This window comes from Mycolicibacterium septicum DSM 44393, from assembly GCF_000455325.1.
GTDB lineage: Bacteria > Actinomycetota > Actinomycetes > Mycobacteriales > Mycobacteriaceae > Mycobacterium > Mycobacterium septicum.
The window spans coordinates 611833-620518 of record NZ_HG322951.1 but is presented as its reverse complement, the minus strand read 5'-3'; the positions used below and the strand labels follow the sequence as shown (position 1 = coordinate 620518).

At 66.7% G+C, this 8686-nt stretch carries 5 protein-coding genes and 1 pseudogene; 1 reads left to right on the top strand and 5 read right to left on the bottom strand.

Annotated features, from left to right (window positions below; genetic code table 11):
* The coding region (locus tag TX88_RS02975; protein ID WP_084621771.1) for an MMPL/RND family transporter at nucleotides 1-2895 on the top strand (2895 nt) is incomplete at its 5' end.
* 101 nt (nucleotides 2896-2996) lie between these two features.
* Here TX88_RS02975 and TX88_RS02970 read toward each other — a convergent pair.
* The 5 genes and pseudogenes from TX88_RS02970 to TX88_RS35815 all read right to left on the bottom strand — a co-directional run.
* Nucleotides 2997-3653: an O-methyltransferase gene (locus TX88_RS02970; protein ID WP_044514553.1), complete on the bottom strand. Its 657-nt coding sequence runs from the start codon at nucleotides 3651-3653 to the stop codon at nucleotides 2997-2999.
* Nucleotides 3654-3669: 16 nt separating this feature from the next.
* Nucleotides 3670-4905 (bottom strand): glycosyltransferase, encoded by a 1236-nt coding sequence (locus TX88_RS02965; protein WP_044514551.1) that lies wholly within the window; start codon nucleotides 4903-4905, stop codon nucleotides 3670-3672.
* A gap of 2 nt (nucleotides 4906-4907) precedes the next feature.
* Nucleotides 4908-7985, bottom strand: a complete 3078-nt coding sequence (locus TX88_RS02960) for an ATP-binding protein (RefSeq protein ID WP_244438330.1) — start codon at nucleotides 7983-7985, stop codon at nucleotides 4908-4910.
* A gap of 130 nt (nucleotides 7986-8115) precedes the next feature.
* Entirely contained in the window at nucleotides 8116-8586 is a 471-nt protein-coding gene (locus tag TX88_RS02955; protein WP_044514547.1) for a TIGR04338 family metallohydrolase, read from the bottom strand.
* Nucleotides 8583-8686: pseudogene (locus tag TX88_RS35815) on the bottom strand (DUF2786 domain-containing protein); the annotation flags it as partial. The gene TX88_RS02955 and the pseudogene TX88_RS35815, both read right to left, overlap by 4 nt.

Genomic DNA, 8686 nt, shown 5'->3' with positions numbered 1-8686 from the left:
AATTACGACACCCCGACCGACTCGATCCCGGTCGCCTCCGCACCGGAGCACAACAACCGCGGCGGGATCGCCAAGTGGATCCGGCGGCTGGCCGTCCCGATCATCCTGGCGTGGATCGCCGTCATCGCCCTGCTCAACGTGATCGTTCCCCAGCTCGAAGAAGTGGGGAAGATGCGCTCGGTGTCCATGACACCCGACGACGCACCGTCGATGATCGCCATGAAGCGCGTCGGCGAGGTCTTCCAGGAGTTCAAGTCCAACAGCTCGGTCATGGTCGTCATCGAGGGCGACAAGCCGCTGGGCGACGAAGCACACAAGTACTACGACCAGATCGTCGAAAAGCTCGAGGCCGACAAGAAGCACATCGAGCACGTCCAGGATTTCTGGGGCGACCCACTCACGGCGTCCGGCGCCCAGAGTTCCGACGGACTGTCGGCCTACGTGCAGGTCTACACCGCCGGTAACCAGGGCGAGGCGCTGGCCAACGAATCGGTCGAGACCACCGAGAAGATCGTCCAGAGCGTCCAGGCGCCGGAAGGTGTCAAGGCCTACGTGACCGGACCGGCCGCGATGGCGGCCGATCAGGAGATCGCCGGTAACCGCAGCCTTGAGATGATCACCGCGCTGACGTTCATAGTCATCATCGTCATGCTGCTGACGGTCTATCGCTCCATCGTGACCGTGATCCTCACCCTGTTCATGGTGGTGCTGTCACTGTCGGCCGCCCGCGGCCTGGTGGCCTTCCTGGGCTACTACAACATCATCGGCCTGTCGACGTTCGCCACGAACCTGTTGGTGATGCTGGCCATCGCGGCGTCCACCGACTACGCGATCTTCCTGATAGGCCGATATCAAGAGGCCCGAAGTGTCGGTGAAGACCGAGAGTCGGCCTACTACACGATGTTCCACGGCACCGCCCACGTGATCCTGGGCTCGGGCCTGACCATCGCCGGCGCCACGTTCTGTCTGCACTTCACGCGTCTGCCGTACTTCCAGTCCCTCGGTATCCCGCTCGCCATCGGCATGGTCATGGTGGTGCTGGTCGCGCTCAGCCTGGGCTCGGCGATCATCGCGGTGGCCACCAAGTTCGGTAAGACACTGGAACCCAAGCGGGCCATGCGGACCCGCGGCTGGCGCAAGATCGGTGCCGCGGTGGTGCGCTGGCCCGGACCCATCCTGATCGCCACCATCGCCATCTCGCTGGTCGGTCTGCTGACCCTGCCCGGGTACAAGACCAACTACAACGACCGCAAGTACCTGCCTTCGGATCTGCCGGCCAACACGGGGTACGCCGCGGCTGACCGCCACTTCTCCCCGGCCCGGATGAACCCCGAACTGCTGCTCATCGAGAGCGACCACGATCTGCGCAACTCGGCGGACTTCCTGGTGATCGAGCGGATCGCCAAGCGCATCATCGGCGTGCCGGGTGTCTCCCGCGTCCAGGCCATCACGCGCCCGCAGGGAACGCCGATCGAGCACACCTCGATCCCGTTCAACATCAGCATGCAGGGCACGACCCAGACCATGAATCAGAAGTACATGCAGGACCGCATGGCCGACATGCTCAAGCAGGCCGACGAAATGCAGGTCACGGTCGACACGATGACCAAGATGATCGCGCTCATGGAGCAGATGAAGACGGTCATGAACAGCATGGTCGGCAAGATGCACGGCATGGTCGACGACATCAAGGAACTCCGCGACAACATCTCGGATTTCGACGATTTCTTCCGGCCGATCCGCAACTACCTCTACTGGGAACCGCACTGCTACGACATCCCGATGTGCTGGGCGATGCGCTCGGTGTTCGACACCCTTGACGGCGTCGACACCATGACAGCCGATTTCGAACAGATCGTCCCTGACATGGACAAGATGAACGCCCTCATCCCGGTGATGATCGCGAACATGCAGCCCATGATCGCGACCATGAAGACGATGAAGACCATGATGCTGACCATGCAGGCCACCAACGGCGGCCTGCAGGATCAGATGGCGGCGATGCAGGACAATTCCACCGCCATGGGTCAGGCCTTCGACGCCGCCAAGAACGACGACTCGTTCTATCTGCCGCCGGAGACCTTCGACAACCCGGACTTCAAGCGCGGCATGAAGATGTTCCTGTCCCCCGACGGTCATGCGGTGCGGTTCATCATCAGCCACGAAGGCGATCCGATGAGCCCCGAAGGGGTCGCTCACGTCGAACCCATCAAGCTGGCCGCCAAGGAGGCGATCAAGGGCACCCCGCTGGAGGGTTCCAAGATCTACCTCGGCGGTACCGCGGCAATGTTCAAGGACATGCAGGAAGGCGCCAACTACGACCTGCTGATCGCCGGAATCGCCTCACTGTGCCTGATTTTCATCATCATGCTGATCCTCACGCGCAGCATGGTGGCCGCCGCGGTCATCGTCGGCACCGTGGTGTTGTCCCTGGGCGCGTCGTTCGGTCTCTCGGTGCTCATCTGGCAGCACCTGATCGGGCTGGAACTGCACTGGATGGTGCTGGCCATGTCGGTGATCATCCTGTTGGCCGTGGGCGCTGACTACAACCTGCTGCTGGTCTCCCGATTCAAAGAGGAGATACACGCGGGCCTCAACACCGGAATCATCCGAGCCATGGGCGGAACCGGGTCGGTGGTCACGTCGGCGGGCCTGGTGTTCGCGTTCACCATGATGTCGATGGCAGTCAGCGAACTCGCCGTGATCGGCCAGGTCGGCACCACGATCGGCCTCGGTCTGCTGTTCGACACCCTGGTCATCCGGTCCTTCATGACACCGTCCATCGCGGCGCTGATGGGCAAGTGGTTCTGGTGGCCGCAGATGGTGCGTCAGCGGCCCAAGCCCGAGCCGTGGCCCAAGCCGGTCCAGCGCGAGCCGCAGGACTCGCTCGCCTAGCGGACTATCTGAGCCTCAGCCCCGCGAGCGACCGTGTCTGTACGTAGACACGCCGTGAATTGCGTACCTGTGCGGTCGCTCGCGATGCTTGGCCGGGCCGCCTACCGGACGAGCGCGACGGCGAAGCCGTCCCAGCCCTTGGTTCCCACGGTTTGAATGGCCGCCGTATCGAGTCGCGGATGGCTACCCATCATCTCCAGCATGTCGCGCACGGCACGGGCCTGCTGGTCGTCGGCTGTCGGTTCGAGCACCCGGCCGGACCGGGTGATGTTGTCCACCACGATGATCGATCCCGGCCGGCCCAGTTTGATCGCCCACTCGACGTAGCCGACGTTGTTCTCCTTGTCGGCGTCGATGAAGGCGAGGTCGAACACGTCACCGCGTTCGGCCAACCGGGGCAACGTGTCGAGTGCGGCACCGACGATCACCTCGACACGGTCGGCGACACCGGCCCGCTCCAGATTGGCCTGAGCGACCTCGGCGTGACGGGGCTCGTATTCGAGGGTGACGACGCTGCCCTCGGGACCGACGCCGCGGGCCAGGTTGATGGTGCTGTATCCGGCGAGTGTGCCGATCTCGAGCACCCGTCGCGCCCCGGAGATCGTGGCCAGCAGCGACAACAGCTTGCCGTGTTGGGCTGACACCTCGATGGCGGGCATGTCGGCGTCGTGCGCGGATTGGCGCGCCGCGGCCAGCGCCTCGTCCTCGGTGCGCAGCACCTCGTTGAACATGACGTCGACATCGCGGGGTTCGGTCATGTGCGCCAGGCTAGCGTCATCGGGTCAGGCCGAGCAGCCGCCGCTCCACGAGGTCGGCGCCGTGCGACACCCCACCGGTCGCGGCGAATCCGGTGGCCACCCGACGCGCCCCTTCAGTCATCCGCATCGCCTCGCGCACCTTGTCGCGCAGTCTGTCTGGAGTGAGGCGCCGGGCGGGAAGCCTGGTCCCGCACCGCGCCACCTCCACCCGCCGGGCCACCTCGAGCTGGTCCCGCCCGTAGGGCACCACGCAGACCGGGATGCCGCGGGCCAATGCCTTCTGGGTCGCGCCCATCCCGCCGTGTGTCACGGCACATATCGCGCGGTCCAGCACGAGCGCATGTGGAATGAATTCGCACACGGTCGCATTGGCCGTCGACTCGATGCCCGGCGGCAGGCCGGCCGGCATCGTCGCCACCACGTGTACCGGCTCGTGAGCCAGTGCCTGCACGGCGACTGTCACCAGGTCGGCATCGGCTTGTTTCTCCGACGACGTCGTCACCAGGATGACCGGCCGGTCGATCGCGCCCAGCCAGTCCGGTGCAATGTCGCCGGCCCGGTCGAGCACACAGGGCCCGATCATCTGGACGGCATCGCCCCATTCGGTGGCGGGATATTGGAACGGCTTGCCACTCGCCAGCAGTATCAGTGGTGCCCGGCGCAGGAACTCGTCCATCGAATCCACCTGCGCAACAGCCACCTTCGCGCGAACCCGGTTGATCGGCGGCAGCATGATCTTCTCGAGAGGTCCGACCACCGCAGCACGGACGGCAGCGTCGCGAATCCGGCCCATCGGCCCGGTTCGGGGCGGCAAGCCCAGCCCGAACGGCGGCACCCCGTCGGCCCGCAACGGCACGGTGTAGGGCGCGAAACTCGCCCACGGGACGGTCCCCGAATCGGCCAATGATTGAGCGCCCCAGCAGTTCACGTCGATGAGCAGTGCGTCCGGTTCCGCCTGCCGCACTGCGTCGGAGAGATCGGTGATCTCGTACTCGGCGCGGTGGCCGAAGGCGGCGACCCCGATCTTCAGCGCTTCCCGCGGATTGCCGGCCTGCCAGTCGTCGATCTCGATCGTCTCGATCCGCGGGTCTATCGGTTCGGCGACGAATCCGAGGCGCCGTGCCGTTTCCACTCCGGCGGAGAGGGTGCGCACGTGCACGGTGTGTCCTCGACGTGCCAGTTCGACCAGCAACGCACTCATAGGGAGCAGGTGACCGAGCGCCGGCGAGGTGTAGGCCAGGATCGTCGCCACCGTTACGTCATCCTCTGGGCGGCGTCGAGTCTGCCTCGGGCGTCGAGCTTTTCGCACAGTGCCAGGTATTGCGCGCACGATTCGGCATAACCCGGCCCGTTCCCTTCCGCCCGGGCCAACAGGGCCCGTGAGCGCAACCACCACAGGTCGAGCGCCGGGATACCGGGCCGCAGTTCTTGCCATTGCTCGACAATTCGCCGGGCTTCGGCCCGCTCATCCTCGGATCCGGACGCGATCAGGATCTCGACGAGTGTCTCCCCCACGCATCCCAGGAGGAACCTGGAGCCGTTGTCGGCATACTTCGCGAAACCCGCCCGCAGATCGGTGAGCGCTTGTTCGCGGTCTCCCTTGCGGGCCGCGTCGACGGCGAGGTCGGCGATGATGGTGGGCCTGATGAACGTCATCGATCTGTGCTCGTCGATGTACGAAAGCGCGTGCCGCAGCGCGGCAATCGCCTCGGTACTCGGCTCGCGCCCCGCGCGCAGCAGGGCGGTGCCGCGAGCCCACAGGGTGCAGACGACGCCGCTGCTGTCTCCGAGCGCGTCGGCGGCGCGTGCCGCCTCGTCGAGAGCGTCCATGAACTCGCCGGCGTGGCACAGACCGAGCGCCACCGCAGCTCCCGCGTACAGCACGGTGTGGGTGAACGTCATCGGCCGATCCGCCTGAGCCAGCTCGATACCTTCGCGCAGATGTCGTCGTCCCTGTTCCGACCGGCCCAGGCACAACTCCATGACACCGCGCAACGCCTGCGCAGGAGCGAGTTCGGTGGGTGGCGTCCGATCCCCGTCGAGTAAGTCGATGGCCCGCAGTCCCGAGTCGAGTTCACAGTTGGCCAGCTTTGCGAAGGCGACCGCGTTCACCACGATGCCGGTGGCCTCGGCATCCCACTGGGCGTCCTCGGCCATCCGGTGCAGCTCCGAGGCGAGCGCCGCGGCCTCACGGAGGTTTTCCTCGTTGACCGTGATCGACCACAGCTGCCCGGCGGTTCCGATGGCGAGCGACCTCGCGTTGTCGGTTCGCGTTGCGAGATCACGGAATTCGCGGTACCGCGACGCCGTGTCGACGTCGTTGCCCACGTACAGCGAGGTCGACACCAGCAGCGCACGAGATGCCACCTGCATGTCGGCCACCCCGGCCTGGTCCGGGGGCAGCTCGTCGGCGATGCGCTGGGCATGCTCCCACTGCTCACGCGCCGCGGGAATGTCCCGCAGCCGGATCCACTGCCCCGCACGCATATGCCACCGGTAGGCGGCGATGAGCTCACCGGCCGCCTCGAAGTGGGCGGCGATCAACGCAGCATTCTCATCGGCGGCTGCGGGATCACGCCGCTCGATGGCAGCCGCGAGACGACCGTGGGCGTGCGCCCGGTCACGGTTCAGCTGCGACTCGTAGGCCACCGTGCGAACCAGCGGATGATGAAAGCAATACCGTTGTCGGGGAAAGAATTCCGTCTGATCGATCAGTTCCGCGGAGACCAGCTCGGGCAGTCCGTCCGCCTCGAGGTCCGGCCGCAGCACACTCAGGGTGTCGGTGTCGAAGTCCGCGCCGATCACCGCAGCCGCGTTGAGGGCCTGCTTGGCGGGTGCCGACAACCGGTCGATACGTGCCGCCAGGGCGGCCTGAACCGTCGCCGGGACGAAGATGCGGTCGAGATTGCTCGTCATCCGATAGTTCCCGCGACTACCCGCCAACACGCCCCGCCCAGCGAGATCCCGCACGATCTCTTCGACGAAGTACGGGTTGCCGACGGCCACACCGGCGATGCGGGCGGTCAGCCCGACCAGTGACGGATCGTCGCCGAGAAGGTTGCCGACCAGGCAGGCTGTGACGGACGCCGTCAACGGCTGCAGCCTGATGGTCGCGGACGGATCCCGGTGCAGCGCTCCGTGATACTCCGGCCGATAGGTGGCGACGACCGTCGCCGTCGCCACATCGCCGACCGCGGCGACGAAATCGGCGAGGACCTCGTCGCTGGGCGCGTCGATCCAGTGCACATCCTCGAGGACGAAGACGGTCGGGACGGCGGCGACTCGAACCGCGGTGGCCATGAGTTCAACCAGTCGGCGTCGTCGACCCTCGATGGCGACATGCAGATCGGGCGCTTGCGCATCGCTGAGACCCATGGCCTCGAACAGCACGCCCGCATCCGGCGACTCCGCAGGCAGGCGCCCGCCGAATTGTGCGATGACGCGCTCGCGTGCGGCGGCAGGGCTCAACCCGTCCACCCCGAACATGCCGTGCAGCAACAGTGACAGCATCCGGAAGGCCAGCACGGAGGCGTGCGCCTCGCCCCTGGCGACCACGACCCGGACTCCCTGCCGTTCAGCGGCCGCGGCGAAATCGCTGACCAGCCGGCTCTTACCCAAGCCCGGCTCACCGATCAGGCCGACGAACTCGCCATCCCCGGAGTCAAAGGCCTCCTGGAGGCGATTCAGTTCCGCCGCACGGCCCAGCAGGACGCCGTCGCCTCGGCCCAGCACTCCGCTGCCGGTCTCCACCGAGAACAGCTGCCGCGCCGCCACCGGCTCGTCGAAGCCCTTGACCGTGACGTAGTCCGTAGGTCCGAGCCGCGCGGCGGACTCGACCAGTCGCGCGGTGGACAGTGAACACATGACCCCGCCTGCGGGGGCGGCTGATTCCATGCGCTGCGCCAGGCCGACGGGGTGACCGACGGCGGTGTACCCGCCCGAGCCGATCGCCCCGGCGATGACGTCACCGGAGTTCAGCCCCACCCGCAGATTCAGGGCGACCCCGTCGCGGCGCGCGACGTCGGCGGCCAGCACAGTGGTTACCGCCTGGATCTCCAGGGCCGCGATGCAGGCCCGCAGGGCGTGATCCTCCAGCGCGGCCGGCGCACCGAACAGTGCCATCAGGCCGTCGCCGGTGAATTTGTCCACGGTCCCGCCATAGCGCTGCACCACGGCCGCGGCCCGGTTGAACAGATCGTTCATGATTTCGCGCAGCCGCTCGGTATCGACTGCGGCGGCGAGTCTCATCGACCCGACGACGTCAGCGAAGAGCACGGTGACCTGTTTGTATTCGCTGGCCTCCGGGCGCGCGCCCACCGGCGTCCCGCACATGTCGCAGAATCTTGCCCGCGGCCGCAGGTCGCTGGCGCACGATTGACACCGGTCGGCCATCTCAGAGACCTGGCCGGCCATTCGCCAATCCTTCTAGCCCGTCAATATGGCAATGATCGCGTACTCGGGCTCAGACCACACCTTCTTTGGCGTAGACCATCCGCAGGACCAGGCCGACCTCCGGCCCCATGATCGCTGTACACAACTCGATATGGGCGGCGACGAAATCCGGTCCGTGCGGCGGGTCCGCCTGGCTCAGGTGGTGGGCAAGTTCGTGCAGTACCACCAACTCTCGCAGGGCCCAGGTGTCGCGCTCGGGCACGGCGATGACGGCTGTGCCGTCGATCAGCTCGTAGTGCGCCGCGGCGACGCCCCGGCGGCGACGCACGGCGACCGGATCAGCGCCGACCCGGGCGACGACGTCGTCGACGTAGCGCTGCACCGAGTCCACCGAGCCGAATTTCGCCTCGGGCGGCAAGGTGAGGGAGGTGCCGAAGAAGTCGATGGCCCGCGAACTATGTTGTGCCGCACGGTCGAACATGGTCCGCACGAACTGCTCGGCGGCGTAGACGCGGGCCCGCTGGCCGTCGCGCGCGCTCACTGCTCCAGGGCGCCGCGTGCGCCGGAGATCTCCTGGCTCGCGCCGAGCCGGGCATGGCGGCCGGCACGGTCCCCGGCCCGGCGCGCGGCCGACGAGTACC

Bases quoted from the DNA above. Each gene is read 5' to 3' on its own strand.
- TX88_RS02970 (WP_044514553.1), bottom strand. From the start codon at position 3,653: ATGACCGAACCCCGCGATGTCGACGTCATGTTCAACGAGGTGCTGCGC.
- TX88_RS02960 (WP_244438330.1), bottom strand. From the start codon at position 7,985: ATGTGCGGGACGCCGGTGGGCGCGCGCCCGGAGGCCAGCGAATACAAA.